The sequence below is a fragment of the Microcoleus sp. PH2017_34_RAT_O_A genome (assembly GCF_020737885.1).
In the GTDB taxonomy this organism is placed as follows: domain Bacteria; phylum Cyanobacteriota; class Cyanobacteriia; order Cyanobacteriales; family Microcoleaceae; genus Microcoleus.
This window is the reverse complement of the sequence record NZ_JAEQDD010000034.1, coordinates 19,494-41,537: the sequence shown is the minus strand read 5'-3', so window position 1 is coordinate 41,537 and position 22,044 is coordinate 19,494. Positions and strand designations below refer to the sequence as shown.

At 42.9% G+C, this 22,044-nt stretch carries 17 protein-coding genes and 1 pseudogene; 6 read left to right on the top strand and 12 right to left on the bottom strand.

Annotation, left to right across the window (positions count from 1 at the left end; genetic code table 11):
- The 4 genes and pseudogenes from JGK11_RS13595 to JGK11_RS13580 form a co-directional block, all read right to left on the bottom strand.
- A pseudogene (locus tag JGK11_RS13595) lies at positions 1–229 on the bottom strand (MerR family DNA-binding transcriptional regulator); the annotation flags it as partial.
- A gap of 526 nt (positions 230–755) precedes the next feature.
- Positions 756–2,102 carry an EAL domain-containing response regulator gene (locus JGK11_RS13590; RefSeq protein ID WP_293184882.1) on the bottom strand — a complete coding sequence of 449 codons (1,347 nt, stop codon included), beginning with the start codon at positions 2,100–2,102 and terminating at the stop codon, positions 756–758.
- A gap of 512 nt (positions 2,103–2,614) precedes the next feature.
- A complete protein-coding gene (locus JGK11_RS13585; protein WP_293184881.1) occupies positions 2,615–2,884 on the bottom strand; it encodes a hypothetical protein in 270 nt (89 codons plus the stop codon).
- Positions 2,885–3,074: 190 nt separating this feature from the next.
- Positions 3,075–5,006, bottom strand: coding sequence for a serine/threonine-protein kinase (locus JGK11_RS13580; RefSeq protein WP_293184880.1), 1,932 nt, complete (start codon positions 5,004–5,006; stop codon positions 3,075–3,077).
- A gap of 175 nt (positions 5,007–5,181) precedes the next feature.
- Here JGK11_RS13580 and JGK11_RS13575 point away from each other — a divergent pair, with 175 nt between their 5' ends.
- Together JGK11_RS13575 and JGK11_RS13570 are read left to right on the top strand one after the other, a co-directional pair.
- Positions 5,182–5,598: an element excision factor XisH family protein gene (locus JGK11_RS13575; RefSeq protein ID WP_293184879.1), complete on the top strand. Its 417-nt coding sequence runs from the start codon at positions 5,182–5,184 to the stop codon at positions 5,596–5,598.
- Positions 5,586–5,921 (top strand): XisI protein, encoded by a 336-nt coding sequence (locus JGK11_RS13570; protein WP_293184878.1) that lies wholly within the window; start codon positions 5,586–5,588, stop codon positions 5,919–5,921. The genes JGK11_RS13575 and JGK11_RS13570 overlap by 13 nt, the downstream gene beginning before the upstream one ends.
- Before the next feature lie 173 nt (positions 5,922–6,094).
- On the opposite strand, the gene JGK11_RS13565 is transcribed toward JGK11_RS13570, so the two are convergent.
- From JGK11_RS13565 to JGK11_RS13545, 5 genes are all read right to left on the bottom strand, one after another.
- Positions 6,095–7,213, bottom strand: a complete 1,119-nt coding sequence (locus tag JGK11_RS13565) for a Rho termination factor (modular protein) (RefSeq protein WP_293192786.1) — start codon at positions 7,211–7,213, stop codon at positions 6,095–6,097.
- 521 nt (positions 7,214–7,734) lie between these two features.
- Positions 7,735–8,622 carry a ParB/Srx family N-terminal domain-containing protein gene (locus JGK11_RS13560; RefSeq protein ID WP_293212048.1) on the bottom strand — a complete coding sequence of 296 codons (888 nt, stop codon included), beginning with the start codon at positions 8,620–8,622 and terminating at the stop codon, positions 7,735–7,737.
- Between the two features lie 6 nt (positions 8,623–8,628).
- Positions 8,629–10,119: an AAA family ATPase gene (locus tag JGK11_RS13555; protein ID WP_293184875.1), complete on the bottom strand. Its 1,491-nt coding sequence runs from the start codon at positions 10,117–10,119 to the stop codon at positions 8,629–8,631.
- A 349-nt stretch (positions 10,120–10,468) separates the two neighbouring features.
- On the bottom strand, positions 10,469–11,521 hold the full coding sequence (locus JGK11_RS13550; RefSeq protein WP_293184873.1) for a fatty acid desaturase: 1,053 nt from the start codon (positions 11,519–11,521) through the stop codon (positions 10,469–10,471).
- 237 nt (positions 11,522–11,758) lie between these two features.
- Positions 11,759–12,052: a hypothetical protein gene (locus tag JGK11_RS13545; protein ID WP_293184872.1), complete on the bottom strand. Its 294-nt coding sequence runs from the start codon at positions 12,050–12,052 to the stop codon at positions 11,759–11,761.
- 126 nt (positions 12,053–12,178) lie between these two features.
- Between JGK11_RS13545 and thrC the strand changes: the two genes are divergently transcribed.
- Positions 12,179–13,297, top strand: coding sequence for a threonine synthase (thrC, locus tag JGK11_RS13540; protein ID WP_293198171.1), 1,119 nt, complete (start codon positions 12,179–12,181; stop codon positions 13,295–13,297).
- Positions 13,298–13,507: 210 nt separating this feature from the next.
- Positions 13,508–14,143 (top strand): Uma2 family endonuclease, encoded by a 636-nt coding sequence (locus JGK11_RS13535; protein ID WP_293212047.1) that lies wholly within the window; start codon positions 13,508–13,510, stop codon positions 14,141–14,143.
- A gap of 29 nt (positions 14,144–14,172) precedes the next feature.
- Here JGK11_RS13535 and JGK11_RS13530 read toward each other — a convergent pair whose 3' ends face one another.
- Together JGK11_RS13530 and JGK11_RS13525 are read right to left on the bottom strand one after the other, a co-directional pair.
- Positions 14,173–14,769, bottom strand: coding sequence for a hypothetical protein (locus tag JGK11_RS13530; protein ID WP_293212046.1), 597 nt, complete (start codon positions 14,767–14,769; stop codon positions 14,173–14,175).
- Between the two features lie 118 nt (positions 14,770–14,887).
- Positions 14,888–19,180: a caspase family protein gene (locus JGK11_RS13525; protein ID WP_293212045.1), complete on the bottom strand. Its 4,293-nt coding sequence runs from the start codon at positions 19,178–19,180 to the stop codon at positions 14,888–14,890.
- A 144-nt stretch (positions 19,181–19,324) separates the two neighbouring features.
- Between JGK11_RS13525 and JGK11_RS13520 the strand changes: the two genes are divergently transcribed.
- A complete protein-coding gene (locus tag JGK11_RS13520; protein ID WP_293212044.1) occupies positions 19,325–19,786 on the top strand; it encodes a hypothetical protein in 462 nt (153 codons plus the stop codon).
- Positions 19,783–21,309, top strand: a complete 1,527-nt coding sequence (locus JGK11_RS13515) for a hypothetical protein (RefSeq protein ID WP_293212043.1) — start codon at positions 19,783–19,785, stop codon at positions 21,307–21,309. The genes JGK11_RS13520 and JGK11_RS13515 overlap by 4 nt, the downstream gene beginning before the upstream one ends.
- A gap of 72 nt (positions 21,310–21,381) precedes the next feature.
- Here JGK11_RS13515 and JGK11_RS13510 read toward each other — a convergent pair whose 3' ends face one another.
- Positions 21,382–22,002 carry a hypothetical protein gene (locus JGK11_RS13510; RefSeq protein ID WP_293212042.1) on the bottom strand — a complete coding sequence of 207 codons (621 nt, stop codon included), beginning with the start codon at positions 22,000–22,002 and terminating at the stop codon, positions 21,382–21,384.
- Between the last annotated feature and the right edge of the window lie 42 nt (positions 22,003–22,044).

The following is a 22,044-nucleotide window of genomic DNA, read 5'->3' as shown; positions in this document are numbered from 1 at the left end:
AGAGTTCCAATAATTTTGCAATTTGTCGGTCAAGGTCGGCTTTTTGATGCAGACGGTCGACTCTGGCGTAGAGGATAGTTCTTTGATTAGTTTTGCTAAATCCGGCATCAGAATTAATTAAATATCGTCGTTGACCGGAGGGTGTGCGAATGGCGGTAATAATACCATCTTTTTCCCATCGCCTGAGCGTATGTAGGCAAACTCCAAAATGTTCGGCTGCTTGCCTTGGGGTTGAGTAGCCAAAAGTGAATAATGCTGAATATTCGGCTAGTTTAACACATTATTCAGATAATTCAATCAAAATTCAGTAAATCAATCAACAGGAGAATGCTCTCAAAAAGCTACAACTTTTCAAGAGGGAGCGTCAACTTTTCCGCAGAAAAAAGCAGCTAAAAGAAAGAATTGGCTCTTCAGTACCTTTTTTGCTGAATTTTTCATTAAGCACGATCGCTTGGCTGTAAAATCCCGGCTTCTAGCCTAAACTTTGCCCCCAAGCCTCAAAGGCTAAGAATCATAACTAGGCTGATTGCCCGGTAAGGGTTTAGGCCTAGCTTACAGACTTATTCAGCATAACGCGCTAGTAGGTAAGCGCTACCAAACGTCACTATGTAATAATTGTAAACTATCCAAATGCCAAGAAAGTAGCACTCCTGGGCCCTGTTTACATACTGTTACATGGTTCAGTTTGATAGCGCCTACCTACTTAATGAAGAGCCAAAGAATTTCATTTTATCATACAGAAATCCTGGTAACACTTAGACTATTCCTAGACCTGACATGGTAAGGTTTTTAGATTTTTCGGGTTCGGAGACAGGGACAAAAGGTATAACACGAGCAGGTGCTGCTACTGGGGGCTGAGCGAACAAACGCTGGTTGGCAATCAACATACTTTCAATTATCGCTGCCGGTTCGGGGCGGCTGAACAGATACCCCTGCATGATATCGCATTGGTGCTGTTTCAAGAAAGCTAGTTCTGCTTCTGTTTCTACTCCTTCTGCAATTACTGTCATATTTAAGCTGTGACCCAGCAAAATTACTGCTGTGGTAATAGCAGCATTTTGAGCGTCTTCGCTGGCATTTCGCACGAAAATGCGATCGATCTTTAAGCTGTCAAAAGCAAATTGCTTGAGATATCCTAAAGTAGCATAACCGGTGCCGAAGTCGTCAATGGCAATCCGAATTCCGAGAGCTTTAAGTTCGTTTAAAGTTGCGCCTGCGACTGTCGCATTTTCTACCAGAGCGCTTTCGGTCATTTCTAATTCTAAATTTGCAGGCTCCAAGCCTGTAGTTTCTAATATTTGCACGATTCGGGCCTTGAGTTCGGGGTCGGATAACTGCCGGGCCGACAAATTTACTGATATCGTAAAAGGCGAGAACCCCGCCGCCAGCCAACTCGCGGCTTGAGCGCAAGCTGAAAGCAGTACCCACTCGCCAATCTGAATAATTAAACCTGTTTCTTCGGCTAAGGGAATAAATTCAGCGGGAGAAATTATACCTCGATCGGGATTTTGCCAGCGCACCAAAGCTTCAGCGCCGATAACTTGTCCGGTAGCAATATTCACCTGGGGCTGATAGTATACTTGAAACTCACCTTGTGCTAAAGCGTGGCGCAGCAGAGCTTCTAGAGCCAACTTTTCAGGGGAGAGGACACAAACCTTTGTAGAGTCGTTAGCTAAATCTTTGAGTCTGGCTTCTGCTTGGTGAAGCGCAACTGTCAGGGGTTGGGTAATAGTTTGCCGTTTCGAGACGCGAGAAGCGATCGCTCCCAACAATTCAGCCTTAGTAAACGGCTTTGTTAGGTAATCGTCAGCCCCCAATTCCATCCCCCGACGAAAATCGGTTTTGGCACTTTGAGCCGTGAGGAAAATAAATGGAATTGTAGCAGCCAGGGAGTTTTGTCGCAGAGTCCGCAACACGTCATAACCGTCGAGTTCCGGCATCTGTACGTCGCACAAAATTAAGTCGGGGATCTCCGAAAGTGCCATCTGCACCCCAAATCGACCGTTTTCTGCCACGATAACTCGGTAGCTGTGAGATTCCAGGAGTTGCACAAGAGTCTCCCGGATTAATTCGTCGTCTTCAATGACTAAAATTTTGAGCATGATACTTAGATAACAGATGGCACTATATATCAGAACCTGACTAACTCTAGCATACTCAAACTTGACAGTTACTGATTAGGCCAATTAGCTAATAAATTTTTAGCCAAATGGCTAAAGATTTTCCCTCGGTTCTTAAGTGACAATCAAAGAATTGGCAAAATTCGCAATAGTTTTCGATCGCTTTCAAAGGCATACAACTGTTGCGCCCGACTATTTTAATAAGATTTAATAACGAAATATTGGTTTTTTCTCATAAAAAATGCCGCCAACACTTTCAATACGTGGATGGTGGCATTTTTTATATAATGTCGGGTCAATTCGCTTTAAAAAGTGTTCGATCGTTCTGGCTTCATTCCTGGGATGGATGCGGACTAAAGTCGGAACGATCAAACCAATTTTATTTTGTCGTTTCAGGGGACATCATAGGATGGACTGATGGATGCGGACTAAAGTCCGAACGATCAAGCCAATTTTATTTTGTCGTTTCAGGGGACATCATAGGATGCGCTGCCTTAATTCACAGGTTTAGTGGAATTCGCGCAAAACTTGTCATCTACAATTGCAGAATTGATACTGACAGCTTGCATTGATGATGACGGAATGATGAGGTCTCGCGGAACTACAAGTGTCTTTTTGCAAACTAACTCGCTGCTGCCTACAGAGGCAAAGTTCCAAGCATAAAATTCGGGATTGCTGACTGTCGCACTGGCAGAAGATAAACCTAATGCAGTCATTAATACTAATCCCAAAGTTACTAAAGCTACGATCGCAAATCTCAGCATATTCTTTGTTTGAACCGGAAAATTTACCCGCTCGGGATTACTTCATTATGGCTCGATCGCCCTCAAGGCGTCAATAGCCTTGAGTCGATTTTAGATTTACTCCGACCGATGAGTCAGTGAGCTTGAACGGGAGTCTCAAATTTTCGACCGCGACAGGAGTCGGGGGCTAAGATCCGTTTTGGGATGGGGGTTATTTCGTCTCCAGATTCAACTCGTAGGCGATCGCCTCGGATGACTGAGAAACCACCACGAATTCATAAAAACCAGCATCATCGAGAGTTCCAGACCAACTCACCTCCTCTGCATCTTCCAGTAAAGCCTTGGCTTTGTTGGTGCGCCCAGGAGAATAAATTGATAGCAGAGTTGATTTGCGCGGAGCTTGCAAATTTACGCTCAAAATCTGATTTTGGGCGAACCTGGCAATGTAAGCTTTGCCTTCTCCGGGCTTGAGATTTCCTTTAAGGGTTTTGTTGTTCGCGCGGCGGTCAAATTCGACGCTTTCAAGAGTTGCTCCTGCTTGCAAAGAGGCGAGGGCGTCGGCGGTAATTGCTTGCCAAATTTGTCCGATCGGCAAACCGATGATATTTTTATTCCGTGGGTGCTGTGGAAACCAATAAAAGAACTTGGCATCAGCCAAATCGTACAGCGCTCGACTGCTCAAATTCAGCTTGTTAACCTCGGCTTTGGAGCGATCGAGATCGGCAGTCTCGTAACTGCCCAACCGCGCTCTAGCATCGCTGCTAAGGTTTTCGAGCTTGTTGAGCAAGTCGTCGCCGATTTTCTGCCACCTTTCGCGCCATTGGCGATCCTCGTCGCCTTCTTTTAACAGCCGCCCGTTTAATTCTGGGTATTTGGCATAGAAATTCTCATCTACAAGGTTGACGTAACCGTTGTAGAATCGATCGTCAATTTTAAGCCGAGAGTAGCGATCGCGCAAAGCATCCTCTTGCTGCTGCTTCGGGCCCGGAGTCACGGGAATCTTCTGCACTTTTGATTGCAGGTTTAACACATAATTGCCCGCAAACCAGCCAACTCCGCCCATACTCGATAGCACCGCCACTACGAACAAAAACATTTTCCAAGCAGGCATCTTTTGCTGATTGCCGATCGTGGCAACTCGCACTGGAGTTCCCGGAAGCTTCGGGGCGGGGGCTGGCACGGGTATGGGTGCGGCCAGAGGTGTGTAGTCCGGCGGTGGCTGCGTGAGTCCCAAATCCGGCTGTGGGGATGGCTGTGGCTGTGGCTGTAACAGCGGATTGCCGGAGAGAGCGAGCAAAACCTCGCGAGCCGAGGAGTAACGCTGGTTCGGCTGCTGAGCGAGCATTTTATCCAGCACCAGGGACAAATTCGGAGATAGAGAACAGTGCGATCGCCAGTTCCAATTCAGCGTCTGACTGTCGAGCAATTCATGCGGTTCCTTCCCCGTCAGCAACACCAAAACCGTGGCCGCCAGAGCGTACAAATCGCTGTGCGGAGACACAATCCCCATCTGCATCTGTTCGACGGGAGCATAGCCGAGTTTGCCGATGCGAGTCGCGGGGGTGGGAGTGATGTTAGCTTCAGTTTCAGCAAATAGAGATTCTACGGTGGCGGCGATTTGTTTGACTCCGCCGAAGTCAATCAGCACGGGCATTCCGTCAGACAAGCGCAGAATTAGGTTGTCGGGGGAGATGTCGCGGTGAATCACTCCCAAGGAGTGAATGTATTCGAGGACTGGCAAAATTTGAATCAGCAGTTGATTGATTTCTGCTTCGATGAACCGCAAACCCTGACGCTTCCTGGCATCCAGCAGGAAGCGGTAATTTTGACCGGGTACGTAGTCTTGGACGAGAAATAGGTAGCCTCGATCGACTATACTGACGCGAAACATTTCGCGGAAGCGCGGGATTTGGTTGTGTTGTAGCTTGTAGAGCACTCCGGCTTCGCGCTCGAAGAGTTCCTCGGATTTTTGTAAGGCGTAACTTCCTTGTACTTGGGGCGCAAATTCTTTTAAAACGCAGGGTTCGTTAAATCGGTGGGCATCTTCAGCGAGGTAGGTGCGTCCGAAGCCTCCGTGTCCCAATTCGCGGACTATGCGGTAGTGGTTATTGAGAGTTATGCCGGGATAGATAGGATTAGTCATCACTTATAGGTGGATTTTGTAAACTGTCACGACTCCTGTTTGCTCGGACTATAAGAAATATTATCCTTAATTGGTATTGAAGTTCGATCGACAAGTAGTTTTCCGCGGCTATGAGTTGGGAAAAGCATTGTGTTATTATATAATTAGGGTAACAGTTGATGGTTAAGCTTAGAATATGCCAGCAAAAGACATCTACCACAATAATGTCAGAACAGCCCTGGAAAAGGACGGGTGGACAATAACCAAAGATCCGCTACCCTTAAAAATTGGCAAACGTACTCTCAGTGTCGATCTAGGTGCAGAAAAACTATTTGCCGCCGAAAAACAAGGTCGCAAAATTGCTGTAGAAGTCAAAAGTTTTGTGAGTGCTTCACCAGTTCATGACTTAGAACAAGCTGTTGGACAGTATATTGTTTACGAAGATATTCTACAGCGATCGGAACCTGAACGGATAATATATCTGGCAATCCGTGCAGAAGTTTATGCAGAAATTTTTTCTGAACCTATTGGGCAGATTTTGCTAGAAAACAAGAGATTTAAACTAATAGTTTTTGATTCATTAAAGGAGACAGTTATCAGATGGATAGACTAGATGAATATCGCCAAATTGTTCGCAATGTTTTAGATAGTTATGCCCAGATTTCTTACGGACACGGAGAAATTAAAAGCAGCGTTATTGTCGATCGCGAACAAAACAATTTTTTACTGATGCACGATGGCTGGCAAGGGCCTAAAAGAATTCACGATTGTATCGTTCATGTGGAAATTATTGACGGAAAAATCTGGATTCAACAAGATGGTATAGAAACGGGAATTACCGCAGAACTTGTAGAATTAGGAGTGCCTAAAGACAAGATAGTTTTAGGGTTTCATCCGTATCACGTTCGGCAGCATACGGGATATGCGATCGCCTAAACCAGCTTACAATACAATAAAATTGGGCGTTGCTGAAACTAGCGAGTTTCGGAGGCAAATCATACTCCTTTCTCAGCAACGCCGAAATTTGTATCAAAAGCCCGATCGCGCATTTTGCATAAAAACGCGATCGAACACCAAACAATTAGTTTTAACTCTTAACAATTACCGCTTTATTTGCCATCAGCTTCTCTGAGCGCAGCCAGAATTTCCGGTCGTTTCATGCGCGCGTAGCCCCGCACTTTTCGGTCTTTGCCGATCGCCTTCAAGCGTCTCAGCGAAAGAGTATCGTAGTCTTCCTCGTCTTCCTGCTGTTGCTGCTGGGGCGGAAACGGCAATTCTAACTGCAACTGCGGTAGCTGAGGTTTCGACTGCGCCTTCGACTGCTTCTTAGCCTGGGTTTTTGGCTGCGCCTTCGACTGCTGTTTCGGCGGTGTCTCGGGCTGTATTTCTGAGTGCGTCGCAGCGGCTCCCAGTTGGCTGCGGAGCGTGGCAATTTGATTTTTTAGGTCATTTTCTACGTCTGCGATCGTGTCAGCCACAAACTGATTAATTATTTGGACAGTGCGATCTAATTTGATTGACAACAATTTTTCCAGTTCATCCAACTGTCTCAACACACCTTCAAGATTCATCTCCGAAATAACCTCCGATTTCGGAGAACTATTGCTGCCAGATTGTTCAATTTTTTTAGCCAATTTATCTACCTTTTCATGAAATGTTTTTTCAACTTGTTCTAGCAGATGCTTTATCTGTGTTATTTGATCGCGATCGAAGTTCTGCTCGGCTAGAGCTTTTACTTGTTTTTTTAGCAGGTCTTCATTCTTTTTAACAGATTGTTCTATTTGTTTTGTTAGACTCTCTACCTTTTTTTGAAATGATAGCTCAAATTGTTGCAGTAGAGTCTCAAGTTGTGCAGTTTTTTGAGTCGGCTGCGGAGCTAAATGTTCCATTTCTGCTTGAGCCGCAACTACCTCCTCGTCGGTCATTTCAAAAACCCAAGCCCACATTTGCTCAAGGCCGAGTTCTTTCGCAACAATACACCAATCTGAGCCGCAGACAACTTCGTATTCTTCTTCGTTGCTGTAAGCTTCAGTAGGACGTACAATTAAAGGAATTAAGTTGCTGCCTTGCTCGATGAGACTTCTCCTGAGAGCTTCGCGACGTTCGCGAGGGATTTCTCCCCCCTGAGTCTCTGGTACTGCAATTTGGGAAGTGTAAATTTGACTGTGACTAATTGGCTTAATCCGCAAATATTCTACTATTCGGTTTTGATCTTGCGATCGATCCATCTTCTTACAAGTCCCCTTTTGTCATTAAAATCAGGTGTTTGGGTAATTATATATATTTGCACTTTACAGCCTGGGTTTTAAGTGCCACAGGACTAACTCAAGAACTCTAATGATAGGGTGCGAGACAAACACCTTACTCAGACTTTGGTTAGTTAAAGGATTTGTTGGCCTGAGTCTCTAAATCTGGGAGAGATATCGGCGGCGTGCTGTACCTGTGCGGCTGGCTGTGGGGTGAGGGCCCGGGCGATCCTGCAACGAGGGCTTCGCCAACGGCAAAACTGACTGCAATTCCTACAAAAAATCGACTGTGATGAGTTTAACTGGCTGGGGGACACAAATTATACACTGCTTCACTCATCTTTACTTTTTTTGGCGATCGGGCGATCGCTACCGTGTTCAGGTTTAGCAGGAATTGCCAGTTGTGAGTATTTTTGCTCCTAGTCAATCACCTTTCAGAAATCCGGTTTTAACTCTTGTGGGGTGGGCTTCTAGCCCGCCCCCAAAAAAGCAATTGAGACGGCTCACAACTTATGAGTATTTTGCCAGTAATCAATAATTTTAATCATTGTTTTGTCGCCTAGCCCTTGAATACGTTCCACCACATTGGCAAATGACACAAACGGCTTCACATCTCGCTTTTCGTCGAGGATTCGTTGTATAATTTTATCGTTCACTAACTTAGTATATTCAAAATTCGCTTTCAGTTGAGATTTATCTTGAGTATTGAGTGCCTCCAACAGCGACATTGGTTGAGAAGTTACCTGTTCAACTTCTTGCACAGTATCTACCAAAGTCGATTTTTTAGATGCAAGCTCGGCTTTAAACTCATTAATTCTGTTAGCCAACTGCGCTTCAATTAACAGAGGTAATTGTTGGGCAATTAGGTTTTCAATTTCTTGTATTCTCTCGGCTAACAACTCTTTTTCACGGGCGTGTTCAGCTTTCAATTCATGAATTTGAATTTCTAACCGGGCTTCAATATTTGTCACTCGCTGCTCTAAACTAGATGAGGCTTCTAGAGTTTGAATTTCAACTGAAGCCTCAGTTATAAATGACTCTTTGGGAGTTTCAATTTCACCTAGATTCTCACTGATTGCGGTTTTTCTGAGGATTTCCAGTTGTTCTAGGAGAAGTTCTTCATTTTCTGGTTCCAGGATGAATGCTCCAATTGTCTCGCCCTTGAGAGGTTCAATTTCCTTTGCTCTCGCCGCCGCATAGTATTCAAAATTTCCGTCTACTATTTCGTAAGCATCCATACTGGTACGGCGGACAATGATCGGGTTAATCAAGCCTCCGGCGTCTAAAATAAGTCTAGCTAATTTATCTAAATCGCGATCGGCAAAATTGGAACGGGGAACTGCGGAGGTAATTCTTTTGACTGCAACCAGTGACGGAGATAATTTTTTCATAAGTTTTTACTGACCTATTTTTACCAAAACTTCTTCGGCTAGCATTTCAAATTCTTGGGATGAAGTGCAATCCGGTTTAAAATCTAGCACCGAAATCGGATCGGCGATTTCCATATTGCCCACGATTTTAAATAGTTCTGCACACTTTGCTAAATCCTCTCTCTCATAAATTACGCTGTCCATAATTTCCAGGCCGTAGCGTTTGGGAATAGCCTCCCTCCGCTTGGGCAAACTGTACTGTACAAACTTAGGATTGGGTGAGATTTTGCAAGGGAGGATGCCTAAAATTTCTAAAGGTTTTTTGCCGATTTGTTTTTTGAATCCATTGACTTTTTTGATAAAATCCTTGACATTAATCAATCCTTGATTGGCAAAAGGTTTTAAGTCAGAAGGAATAATTAAATAATCCGCAGCAATCAGGGCAACTCTGGCGAAAAAATTCAAAGATGGCGGCGTATCAATCAGTACAATATCGTACTTATCTTCTACTTCCGCTAGTTTTTGAATTAAAATCATGCGACTGTAATCTAGTTGATTTAGTTCCGTTTCATAGTACATTAAATCGATGTGGGAAGGAACTACATCGATTTTAGGATTGCAAAAATTAGACTCGCGGGCTACTTCGGCGATGGAGTAAAAATCCTCTGATTGCAAAACTTGAAGAATATTGCAATCTTTCAAATCATCTTGTTCTTCATCTTCAAATTTGACCAAACCAGTTGCAAAGGTTGTGTTTGCCTGACTGTCTAAGTCGATGACTAGGACTCTTTTACCTTCCTTGCTCAGGGCTGCGGCTAAATTGACTACAGTTGTAGTTTTACCGACGCCGCCTTTGTTGTGGTAAACTGCTATTATTTTCATACTATTTTGCGGGGTTTGGGGAATGATTAAATCGGATGATTTAACTAAAATATCTTCAGGTATTTGTTCGGGGGATGAGACTTGAATGATTTCAGGTTCTGCGGTGGCGGGATTGTTTTGTTGTACCGATACTTCGGCAATTAACTCAGGAGTAACTAAATTAGTTTTACTATCTTCCAGTTCTAGATTATCTGGATTTATTACAAACTTTAAACTATCTCTGCCAATTAAAGCTATAATTTCATCAATTCTACTTTCAAGGTCTTGTCCGGCGCACTGAAATGCTAGCTGAATATCATCGCTCACTCTTGCATAAATTCTAATTTCTTTCCCGTTAGTTATGAGTCCGTAGCGGATGCTTAAACTTGTTAAGTAACGCTTCAGTTTCCGCCGATGGCGGTCTAGATTTTCCTTGGGATGTTTTGCTTCCATGACTAAACTCATGGGCGAGTCTGCATCGAACACTATGGGGATAACTTGGGTGGCAAAGGAAAGGAAGTCTAGGCGAATATTCCCAAAGGCGATTTCTTGGTGCCAAGTGTCGGGGGTATAGCCGAGTTTTGGCAACAAATAACTGACAATGAGTTTGCTTTCTACTTCGCTTTCGTTGCGACAGTTATTGGGATTGAAAATCATGTTTCATGGGGAATTGGGAATTGGGAATTGGGAATTGGTAATGGGTAATTGGGAATTGGTGTCAACTTCATGTCAAATGTAATCTAATGTTTGACTATTAGCCCCGCTGATCCCCCCTAACCCCCCTTAAAAAGGGGGGGACAAGAGTAATTTCAAAGTCAACCCCTACTCCCCTTAAAAAGGGGGGACAGGCAATGCTCAAAGTCCCCCTTTTTAAGGGGGATTTAGGGGGATCTAGACTGCGCTAAAAGCAAGATTTATCAAAAATTCTAGCTAGGGATTGTGATATTAATAAAACCCGGTTTGTTTAACAAAACCGGGTTTTTAGGGGATTTATCGCGTTTCAAACTTATTTGGTTTGAGCGTGAAATTCCTCTAATGTTTGATAGCCACCAGCGGGGTTGTACAGGTGACAGTTGTCTGCAATCCGCTTCATTAAAGACCAAGAAAATTTGGTTTCATAGAGATGAGGTTGCCAGTTTTCCTTTAAGCTGCTGTGGGCTAGGCGCAAGTTGTACCAGGGTATAGCAGTTGAAAGGTGGTGGGGAACGTGCACGTTAATGTCGTGGCACAGAAACTCAACCCAGCGGGGATAGTCGCAGTGAACTGTTCCCGATAGTTGTGCTTGGGCTTCGTTCCATTCTTCTGGTGCTTTAAATGAAATGTCTGGCGCTGTGTGGTGAACAATGGTGAAGGTGCTCATCCAGAAGTGGTAAACCATCCAGGGCATCAACCAAAATTTGATGAATCCCCAAATGCCTGTGGTGGCTATTAAAGTCGGAAATACGATCGCAGCACCGATCAAAACCACAAAAACCGAAAACCGCACTTGTTCGCGTTGTTGACCTTCTTTGAAGCGCCACCACATAAAGTGTACTTTTGCCCAGTGGGCGATCGATCCAATCCACCACATTGGGCCGAAGATTAAACGATAAGCTATTTGTAATGCTTTGGGCGCGGCAGCGTAGCTTTCTGCTGTCATTGGTTGCCAAGCATTATCTTCACCAATTTTGTTGGTGTGCTTGTGGTGATAATTGTGTCCGTGACGCCATGCGTGAAACGGAAAAATTAACGGGAGAAATGCGAGATGTCCGACTAAATCGTTTACCCAGCGACGGTTGGCAAATGACCGGTGTCCGCAGTCGTGGCCTATCACAAAAAAACCGGTTAATCCGGTACCTGTGAAAATCCACATCAGGGGCAGTAAATACCAAGGTGATACTGCTAGGCCAAAATAACCAACAGCAACTAGAAGAACGTTGACGATGACTTTTGTCCAAGCTTTGCGAGGGTTTTTGACAAATACTTCGCGCGGCAGGGTTTGGAGAATATCTTTGAGGCGCAGGTTGGAAGTGTCCCTTGCGGATGTCAAATTTAGTGGTTTTTCGATCGATGCTGTCATAAATTGATGTCTACTCTCCGTATGCCAAGTGGATGGCTTAACAAAATTAACGCAGTAAAATATCAGCTCGCTACTAACAATTAGCAGACGAGTTGAGCACTAGGCAAGCGCGTTTTCGCAAATGCTAGCAATCGCTAGCCGCGGATTAAATGGCTAGCGCTTTTGGTTAAAAAAAACACTGCGGTTAACAAAACTTTACTTTTTATACCACAGGGGCGGCACAATTAGCACGAGTTGTTACTGGTAATTGCCGTTGCCCACAGCAGAATTTTTGCCGATCGCAACTTGAGATCCAGCAACGGAGCGCTGCTGTTTGAGGGTTTGGACTTCCAGCAGCAAGGAGTCGATTTCTGCTTGCAGGTGCAGGAACTTAACTTGCTGATCGGCTTGGTAGGGGCACTTCACCGAATCTACTTTGCGCGCAAAACCCGTCGATAGCGTAGCAGAACTAGCGATTTCGGGATTGCTAGCCGTGACTTGAGGCCGAGAAAGAGTGGAGGAATTATTTGACATTAGTAATTGAGTAGACATATCTACACATTCACACCATTAAGTTACTTTAACCTGAACGGATCGTATCAAACATTAAATTAACCGATCGAGCTAAAATTAGTGTAAATTCTTTGCCAAAGCCTAGAAACCATTGACATCGTGACCCTGATTCTACCTGTAACTGACTCTGCTGCTAACTCCGCTGCCCGCGCAGCCTCGCCGAAACTTCACGGTTGGCCGGGCTTGATCGAAGCTTATCGCCCCTACCTGCCGGTGACTGAAACCACGCCGGTAGTGACACTCCAAGAAGGCAATACTCCATTGATTCCAGCACCTGCGATCGCCTCTCTCATCGGTAGAGATGTGCGCGTGCTGGTGAAATACGACGGCCTCAACCCCACTGGTAGTTTCAAAGACCGGGGGATGACAATGGCGATTTCCAAGGCGAAGGAAGCCGGCGCCAAAGCTGTAATTTGCGCCAGTACCGGCAATACTTCGGCAGCGGCAGCAGCCTACGCCAGACGCGGGGGGATGCGGGCTTTCGTGTTGATTCCCGAAGGTTATGTGGCTTTGGGCAAGTTGGCCCAAGCTTTGCTTTACGGTGCGGAAGTCATTTCGATTGTCGGAAATTTCGATCGGGCTTTAGAAATTGTCCGCTCCATGGCAGAAAATTATCCTGTAACTTTGGTCAACTCCGTCAACCCTTACCGCTTGGAAGGCCAAAAAACCGGCGCTTTTGAAGTGGTGGACGCCTTGGGCGACGCCCCCGACTGGCTGTGCATTCCCGTGGGAAATGCGGGAAACATCACAGCATACTGGATGGGTTTTTGTCAATACCACCAAGTGAATAAATGTTCGCGTTTGCCACGAATGATGGGATTCCAAGCAGCCGGAGCAGCACCGTTGGTAACGGGTGTACCAGTGGCGAACCCAGAAACTTTGGCGACAGCAATTCGGATCGGCAACCCTGCTAGCTGGAAACAGGCTGTTGCTGCTTCCGAAGCCAGCCGCGGCAGTTTTTCTGCTGTCACCGACGAAGAAATTCTCGACGCTTACCGCTTGTTAGCATCCGAAGAAGGGATTTTCTGCGAACCAGCTAGCGCTGCTTCTGTCGCCGGTTTGCTGAAGGTAAAAGACCAAGTTCCAACAGGAGCAACGGTGGTTTGTGTACTCACTGGTAATGGTTTGAAAGACCCAGATACGGCAATTAATCACAGCAAGAACAACTTTAAGCAAGGAATTGCTCCGAATTTGGATGCAGTAGCTGGCGCGATGGGATTTTAAGCAGAAGGAAGAGAGAAACGGCACGGATTTGAACACGGAGACACGGATGAATTTAACTGAGTTTTATTTCAGGAGATATGAATACTCTCTGTTCTCGTCTGTGTCTTTTCTTCTTCAGTCAAGCGGATTTCCTTGATGGGAGCCAAATCCGTTACCGAACTTCCTTCGGCTATAATAGGATTATCTGTCAAACACTCTTGAGAAAAAGTTATGTTACTAACCAAACCTCGTGCCGATCGAGTTGTTATGTATAATATCAGTTGGCAACAATTTGAGAACTTGCTCGCGGATCTCGGTGAAAGCCGTGCTGCTAGATTCGCCTATGACAATGGAACTTTAGAAATTATGACACCCTTACCCGAACATGAATACTACAAAGAAACGATCGGCGATACTGTTAAAGATATAGCAGAAGTGTTGGAGCAAGATTATGCAAGTTTAGGATCAACCACTTGGAAGCGAGAAATCCAAAAAGCTGGAGTAGAACCAGACAATTGTTTCTACTTCCAAAATGAGCCAAAAATTCGCGGCAAACTCCAGTTTAATTTGGAACAAGATCCGCCGCCGGATTTGGCTTTAGAAATAGACGTAACGAGTAAATCTCTCAGTCGTTTTCCCATTTATGCTCGGTTGGGTGTTCCTGAAATTTGGTGTTACGATTCGGGTGAACTCAAAATTTACCAACTTGATGGACAACAATACATTGAGGTGAAAACAAGCTCAATTTTTCCAACTCTTCCGATACAAGAAATACCAGAATTAATCGAGCAAAATCGTAATTCTGGGCGGATTTCTTTGCGTAAAGCCGTGCGAGCATGGGCGAGAGAAAAATCGGGAGAACTCTAAGATATTTTTCAATCAAATTTAGACTAATATCATGAGCCGATAAAACTTCTTAATATGCCCATTAGCTTAGCTACATTATTCAGGAAATATTCATTAGGATCGATTTCAACTACAGAATCAAATAATTTCATAAATTTCCAGTTTGTTCCAGTCGTGACAGCACCATAAATCATTTCATTATTACTTTGACGTTGATTAACTATTTGTGCTGCTACCATCTCGGCAATACACTGACCTAAACCAGATTGAATATTATCATTTTTAGCTTCCACGATTAAAATCACGGGTGATTTAATCAGCAATTGAGACGGAGACTTACTAATTATAAAATCACAATAGCCCATCAGCCCTTGTTGACTATCCACATTAAATTCTCTACCTGAAAACAGACTTATTTTAGATCCAAGTTGCTGTTTTAATTCAATCAATATTGGTGCAATAATCATTTCCGATCGCGCTTTTTCTGTAGAAATTTCCAAGGCTAAAGGAGTATTGTATTCGAGACACTGTTTTAAGAAATTACTAATAGGAGCTTCTGGTATTTCGGCGAAACTATCAAGTTTTTCAAGAATACTTAGCCCAAAGACTTGTTCGACCATTTCTAGGGTGAACTGACTATAAGACATTTTATTTATTCCGAATTTTTTTGAATTTATTGAGTTTATTCTAGCATGGGGAAATGGCGATCGCGCAGTAGCGTAGCCAAGTCACGTTAGGAAAGAATATATTGAGGTGGAAAGTAGCTCAATTTTTTTCATTACTAATCCCATCACAGAGATGTTTATCACTATCACTCACATTTTGGTTGTTCTTCAAATAGTCATGCAGCCAGTTACAGCCTCGTGACATTAAATCATCCAAATCTAGATTCCATAAAATAACAGTTCCATCATCACCAGCAGAGGCAATTATTTTACCATTCGGGCTAAGACTAATCTCATTCACTCCACCAGAGATATGTCCCTTGAGAGTGCTTAACTCTTGTCCTTGCAAACTCCAAAGTTTTACCGTACCATCCTCACTAGAAGAAATAATAGTCTGACTATCTGGACTAAAAGTAACGCTAGTAACGGGCTGACTATGCCCTTGGATATTTTTGAATTCTTGGCTATCCACATTCCATAACTTCACCATATTATCATTACCAGCAGCAGCAATCATTTTACCATCTGGGCTGAGACTAATAGGAATAAAAAAAGCACCGTCGCCTTGAAATGTTTTCATTATTTTTCCATCTATATTCCACAGCTTGATAATGTTGCCATTGGAAGTAGCTACAATTTTTCCATCGCTACTGAAACTGATGCTATTGATAAGCTTTTCATCTGCTTTTATGCTATTAATTAGCTGCCCACTTATGTTCCATAACTTCACTATGCCACCATCTGAAGTAGACATCATTTTGCCATTGGGACTGAAGCTAAAACCTCTACCCGTTTTCAGAGTGTTAAGTAGTTGTCCATTTAGGTTTCGTATTTCTATTATGCCGTTATCTCCATTTGCAGAGGGAACAGTCTTAAAAGAGAATACTGTCTTACTATCAGGGCTAAAACTGACACTATACGAAGGAGAATATGCGTCGTTTTGTTGGGTATGACTAAATGTTTTAAGTTTCCTTCCTTCCAAATCCCATAACTTTATTTTGCCATTTCCTGTTATTGAAGTAACCAACTTACCATCAGGACTAAAGCTGGCACTTTCAACAGAATTATTGTTATCGTAGCTAATTCTATAGTTTTTATATAAGTCGTAGTCAGGCTCTTTCAGGGCAGTGAGTCCCTGTCCTTGTAAATTCCAGAGCTTTACAGTACCATTCATACTGCCAGAGGCGAGGATTTTACCATCTGGACTAAAACTGACGGTACGGATAAGATCGGTATTTCCCCTAAGAGTTTTGACTGGCGTTGTATCTAAGTTCCATATCTTAATCATTCTATCTCCACTTGCAGCAATCGTTTTGCCATCTGGGCTAAATTTGACATCCCAAACTTGACCTATATCTGCTTGAATGGTTTTGACTTCATTTGTATCTAAATTCCATAATTTAACAGTGCCATCCCGACTGGCAGAAGCAACTATTTTGTTGTCTGGGCTAATACTGATACCCCAGGTATTATTTTTATGTGGCTCTTTGAGAGTTTTTATTTCTGATTTTTCTAAATTTACTACGGAACCATTTTTAAAGGCTAATAATTTACCATCTACACTACAACTAAAATCACCATTACCATAGTATGGAGGTATTTTTATAGTTTTTAGTAATTTTCCATCTAGATTCCACAGTTTTATAATATCTTTATCATTATTCATGGAAATCATAGTTTTGTATTCTAGTCTTACACAGAAAAAATTTGTCGATTGTAATCTAATAGTTTTTAATTCTTTTCTATCTAAGTTCAACAGTTTAAGATCATTTTGATTGTTGAAATCAGAATAGCTAATAGTTTTGCTATCTGGACTGAAACCCATATATGAGCCTTTAATACTATTAATTTCTCTGCCGTCTAAGCTCCAGAGCTTAAAAATTATTTGGTTAGCAGGATCAAATTTTTGATCGCTCCCATAATTGAACTGGTTCACTTGAGACACAAGTGTTTTGCCATCAGGGCTAAATTCAACATGATAAACTTTATCAGTAGACTTTTGGAATCGATTATATTCATTAACTCCATAGACAACTTGTTGTAGCGCTGCGGTAGCTCGTATTTTGGTATCTGCATCCAATACTCCACTTAATTTCTTGAGATTTTTACCTGTTTTCAAACCTTCTATTAGCGCTTCAATATCTACACCAGAGGCAAGGAGACTTTCTAGCTTAAGGCTTTCAGCATTGATTTCAGCATTGGTTTTCCGTTTATCTGCTATTCTTTGCTGAGTAAAAGCCCAACCAGCTAATCCAGTCAATCCCAAAATTACTACAGAAACTGTAACAAATAAATTACGGCTATTCCTTTTTCTATTTTTAATACTTTTCTGAACAAATTCCTGAGTAGATCCAGACAGCGGTACTAAATCAGAATAACGCTTAATATATTCCTCTGCCTTTGCCAATTTTGTTCCTTGCAGCAGATAAGCCGATTCTCGCTGCTTACCTTTATCTCGCCATTCCTTAGCTGCATCTTCAATTGGCTGTTTAATTATCAGTGCTTCTCGATGTTCCTCCAGCCAACCACCTAACAGCCCCCAATTACGAATCAGTGTTTCATGGACGATATTCACTACCGCAACTCGCTGTCCCTCTAACTCTTGCTTACTGGTGACAACTAATTTTTCATAAGCTAAACGCTGCAACACTTTATTTACCAATTCTTCAGATTGCTGAGAATTAACTAAATCTTTTAGCCAAACTTGCTGACGAGTATTAGGAGTGTTTTCATCTTCACTCAATCGAGTCAATTCTAGAAAAATCCGTCTAGCCGCTTTTTGTTCCTCTGATTCCTTTAACCCATCCGCTTTTTGTTCCTCTGACAATAAGGATTGATAAACAGTATCAGCATGGTTTCCCAGCACCTTTTGCACGCCACCCAGACTGGTATAATCAGAAATTGTCAAAAGATTAAAACTACGGTTTTCCCACAATTGAGTCAGTGTGTACTGTAACAAAGCTAAATCGCCAGCGGAATCCAACACATCAGCAATCATCTCATTGACTAAATCGCGATCAATTTCTAACTCAACTAACTCAGCAGGTTTGAGGATCACTTCTTGCAACTCTGGGCGGTTCATCCGTAGAACTCTTACCAAATTATTTTCAATTTTGTGAGGTAATCCAGGATACTCCTGATCGGTACACTTCTGTTGAAAATCATCCCGCATTACCAACACCAAGCAGAGTTTATTTTCTAAACTTTCTACTGCACCCATTAGGTACATAAAGAACTTTTGTCGCTCTTTTTCATCCAGACATTGGGTAAAAATCTCTTCAAATTGGTCTATCACCAGCACCACTCGCTCAGTAGGAAGACGCTCGATGAAATGCACTAAATCATCCGGTGCTGTAAGCTTTCCAACCACTTGCTCTAAACTTTTAATCGGATTAATACCAGGTGTAAATGGCTGATAAATTGTCCATCTATCGCTTCCAGGTATCTTCTTACCCAGATAGAGCTGATACAGTAACCCAGCTCTAACAACTGAAGATTTACCACTTCCAGATGCACCTATTACCGCGATAAAATTACTAGAGCGTACCTTATCAAGAAGCTGATTAGTTAGTTGTGTACGTCCGTAGAAATATCTGTGATCTTCAGCTTCCTCTGGTTTGGTCGGATTGAAATCAAAATATTTCAACCCCTTGTAGGGACAAATATTACCCCGAACTCCCCCTTTATATGTGAGGATTATTTGACTACCTATATTCCTGACAACGAAATGCTGGGATGCGTTATTCGGTATTGCTTCCAGCCTTGGCTTTAATGTGTGATTAGTAACTATACCATCATCTTTGTTAGTGGGGTCAAGTGCTTGCAACAAAGCAGGAGTCAGCACTCCTCCGTAAGCTACCTGAAATTCGCGACAAGCGGCAATAAAACAACGATCGAAATCTCGCTGTTGCTCAAATTCTGCTAAATTCTGCTCTAGAAAATTGAATAACTCTCCGCTATGACAGCAATCCAACCACACAATCTGCTGCCGCACCGGACTATCTTTTAATATTTGATGTAAGCTTTTCAGTGAAAACAGGCCATCTTCGCTGTCATGTTCAAAAAGAGCATCGCTAGTGACTAAAAAGCCTTCAGGTTGTCCATCTTTCTCGCTTCGCCAACCATGACCCGCGAAAAACAAAAGTGCCGTCTCTGGAATTATGCCGCTTTTTGGCTGAAAAAGCTGAGTAATAGCCGCCTCTAGTTCTGGGGAGGTAACAAATAAATCTTGTGAGACTTCCCTCTTATCATAAATTGGCAACCGATGCACCTCAAAGCTACCGTATTTCTCTAAAAGTTGGGCAATCTTCTCGGCATCTTGTGCTGCTGTTGACAGACTGTCTCCGTCAGGATATTCATTGATGCCAATTACCAAGGCTTGTCGCTTCGTCATGTTCGCCCACTCATGCAGTAGTGTCTTTTCTGACTATACACAAGCAAATTACTTTCTGCCGGATTTAATGTTTTTTTTGCTGAAGACTACATTACAGTGATTGTGAGTTGCTGTATATACTGGTAATATCCACAAAATATTTTTATGACTCCATCCATTGACACCACTTTACTAGCGTTGCTGCTAGCTCTGAGCAACTTAGATGAACCCCTGAGTGAGACTGAACAAGCTGCCCTAAATAAGGTGGGTAAACAGTTAGATGCTAATCAAGCTTGGGATCTCATCGAAAAAGGATTGATGAAGGTGGTTGTGGCGAATGATTCCTTACATCAGCAATATCAAGTTGCTATAGCTTTGCTAGAAGCCGTAGATGGTAAGATACCATCTGGACTACTACCCACTGAAGCTGAACTAGAACAGCTACTAACAGTTGAAAATAAACTGGAAAAACGTGCTGGTAAACCTAAGCCAGTTCAAAACTCTCAAAATAACGAAATTCTCAACACGAGTATCGAAGTTCTGAAAAGTCTTAGCCCAGCGGAAAAAAGCAAAAAATTGCCTTTGAACAAACTCAAAGATTTCCTGAAAACAACTTTCAATAAATGATAAATCTCATCTATCCTCACCTATTTCTGTTTCTTTACGACCTGCGGGAAGGATTGGGCGAAGATTCCGAATCCTTAACAGCAAATCAGAAAAATTTTGCGGCTAAATTACCGACAAATATTCGCTCGTCCTTATTTGACCACGATTCTGTTTTTGAATCGGAATGCCTGGAACTGCTGACAAATAGATTTGAGGGTTTTACTGAGAACGACAAACCATTTGAAGGCTATTATTACCCTGTCCGCTTGAACGATACTTATGGGTTACTTGTGGGTTGTTCTTTTAAGGAAGATAGGACTCCTCACCCAGTCAGTTGTCTTGCCCAATTCCAAGCTAAAATCAATGAAAAGCTAAATAATCAACATCCAAATATCGGGCAAACCTGGCTGATTGTAACTGAGATGGACAACCAAAACATTAGTCCAGAAGAAGTTGCTAAAAAATGCTGTCAATCCTTAAATATCGGCTTGCAATGGGAACGAGATTTCCAAGGTAAAGGGTCTTTTCTGGGAGGGAGTATATTTGAGCTTTCGCGATACCAACTGCTGATACAGGAGTCAACACAGGATGCTAAACCACGCACTATTCAAGAACTACAAGAGAATATCCATCTCATCATTGCCCTAATGCCTAGCAGTGATGCTGCCAAAACAGTTTGGGAAGATTTTAACACTAAACTGCTGCCCTTATTTTGCTATCGCCATAAAGTTTTCTGGGCTTACGCTCAAAGTCGCTATCTGAAACAACACCTAAAAAAAGATTTCACAGTCATTAACCAACTCGTAGGAAATATTTTCAGTCAAAATCTCAAACAACTCCGCACAACCGTTGTTGATGCCCAAAATATATTACCTAAGTATACCATAAAGTTAAATTATCTAGATGCTCAAATTCGCACTATTGAAATTAATGCCATCAATTATACTAGACGGATCGGTACTATTAGCGATCGCCTAAATCAAATCCAAACCCAAAACGGACAAAACCCGATCGCTCAAATCCTCCCTATTCTATCCTGGTTCCAATCTGCCACAGCCACCTCAAACCCTACCTCCCCTAATCCCACACCGCTGTTATCTCAACTCGCGAACTTGCAACACCCCTACGATCTAAAATTCCTGGAAAAATTTAGCAAAGATGTAGAGGAAAAATACCAATTACAAGTGCAAAAAGACTATGCAAATCTCAGTCCAGGCTCACAATTACTGCAAGACTTAATCAACTCAAGTCGGGCAATTACAGAGATAGAACAAGCTGAGCGCGATCGCAATTTCCAAAACACTGTTGGCATTATTGGTGCTGGACTAGCAGTGGGTTCCATCGTCGCCTCAATCGAAATACCGACCAATCAAAATGACAACTTCTTAAATCCCCCGCTCGATTTCGCGCTTTCTAATCTACATATTCCATGCGTTTGGTTGCCTTTTGCCATTAAGATTACCTTTAGCTTGAGTGCTGCACTTGCCGCTGGGTTATTCACTGCTATAGTAATTTGGTTAGGACAGCCTAGGCTGAAAAAGTAACAAGTGAGATCGGGCATCATTTTTAACTAGCCACAGCGAGACACTTTGTCATTGCTACCGGATTTGATATTGCTAACTTTCAAAAGGTGGTAGCTGAAGAAACTGATTTTTAGAAGGCGGAAGTTGAGCGGAATTTTGGCGGATTTCGATCGCAGTTTCGCCCGGATTTGCGGTGCGGGTAGGGACTATTTCTAGAGAATAGGCTGGTGATGGTTCCATTTTTGTAGTAGGAACAGTTTGTGCTTTGGTGAGCAAGTCAACGGCGTCTGCTAGGGCGGTGGTTAAATTTCTGCTAGTCTCGGCGTGACGGGCTTCTTCTTGTTTGAGCGCTTGAGTGAGTTGTTTGATTTGTTCGATCGCCCGATCGCGCTCTTCGAGAACTTCTGTTAACTTAGTTTTAAGTTCCCCAACTGTATGCAGTTGTTCAACCTCATGCTGGCGAGCAACTCCAGCCTCGTCACCTTCGGGCGCAATCGGGGAGAAACTTTGAAATTCCTGTATCTGTGCTTCCAAAGCATCGATGCTTTGCTGAGTTAACTTAGCATCATTCCGGCGCTGCTCGGCTTCGGTATTGTAGAGTTGGCGCCATTGAGCCGCACTTTCACCAGCGTCATCGCGATCGCGCGAAACCTCTGTTAACTGCTGTTGCAGTCGCTTAATTTCATCTAACCACTGTCTGATATCTTGAGACATATTGTTTATTTTAGATTTTAGATTTTAGATTTTAGATTAGTC

What these genes read in the sequence shown, in the direction of transcription:
- JGK11_RS13590 (WP_293184882.1), bottom strand. Translation starts at nt 2,102, where the DNA reads ATGCTCAAAATTTTAGTCATTGAAGACGACGAATTAATCCGGGAGACT.
- JGK11_RS13585 (WP_293184881.1), bottom strand. Translation starts at nt 2,884, where the DNA reads ATGCTGAGATTTGCGATCGTAGCTTTAGTAACTTTGGGATTAGTATTA.
- JGK11_RS13580 (WP_293184880.1), bottom strand. Translation starts at nt 5,006, where the DNA reads ATGACTAATCCTATCTATCCCGGCATAACTCTCAATAACCACTACCGC.
- JGK11_RS13575 (WP_293184879.1), top strand. Translation starts at nt 5,182, where the DNA reads ATGCCAGCAAAAGACATCTACCACAATAATGTCAGAACAGCCCTGGAA.
- JGK11_RS13570 (WP_293184878.1), top strand. Translation starts at nt 5,586, where the DNA reads ATGGATAGACTAGATGAATATCGCCAAATTGTTCGCAATGTTTTAGAT.
- JGK11_RS13565 (WP_293192786.1), bottom strand. Translation starts at nt 7,213, where the DNA reads ATGGATCGATCGCAAGATCAAAACCGAATAGTAGAATATTTGCGGATT.
- JGK11_RS13560 (WP_293212048.1), bottom strand. Translation starts at nt 8,622, where the DNA reads ATGAAAAAATTATCTCCGTCACTGGTTGCAGTCAAAAGAATTACCTCC.
- JGK11_RS13555 (WP_293184875.1), bottom strand. Translation starts at nt 10,119, where the DNA reads ATGATTTTCAATCCCAATAACTGTCGCAACGAAAGCGAAGTAGAAAGC.
- JGK11_RS13550 (WP_293184873.1), bottom strand. Translation starts at nt 11,521, where the DNA reads ATGACAGCATCGATCGAAAAACCACTAAATTTGACATCCGCAAGGGAC.
- JGK11_RS13545 (WP_293184872.1), bottom strand. Translation starts at nt 12,052, where the DNA reads ATGTCTACTCAATTACTAATGTCAAATAATTCCTCCACTCTTTCTCGG.
- JGK11_RS13535 (WP_293212047.1), top strand. Translation starts at nt 13,508, where the DNA reads ATGTTACTAACCAAACCTCGTGCCGATCGAGTTGTTATGTATAATATC.
- JGK11_RS13530 (WP_293212046.1), bottom strand. Translation starts at nt 14,769, where the DNA reads ATGTCTTATAGTCAGTTCACCCTAGAAATGGTCGAACAAGTCTTTGGG.
- JGK11_RS13525 (WP_293212045.1), bottom strand. Translation starts at nt 19,180, where the DNA reads ATGACGAAGCGACAAGCCTTGGTAATTGGCATCAATGAATATCCTGAC.
- JGK11_RS13520 (WP_293212044.1), top strand. Translation starts at nt 19,325, where the DNA reads ATGACTCCATCCATTGACACCACTTTACTAGCGTTGCTGCTAGCTCTG.
- JGK11_RS13515 (WP_293212043.1), top strand. Translation starts at nt 19,783, where the DNA reads ATGATAAATCTCATCTATCCTCACCTATTTCTGTTTCTTTACGACCTG.
- JGK11_RS13510 (WP_293212042.1), bottom strand. Translation starts at nt 22,002, where the DNA reads ATGTCTCAAGATATCAGACAGTGGTTAGATGAAATTAAGCGACTGCAA.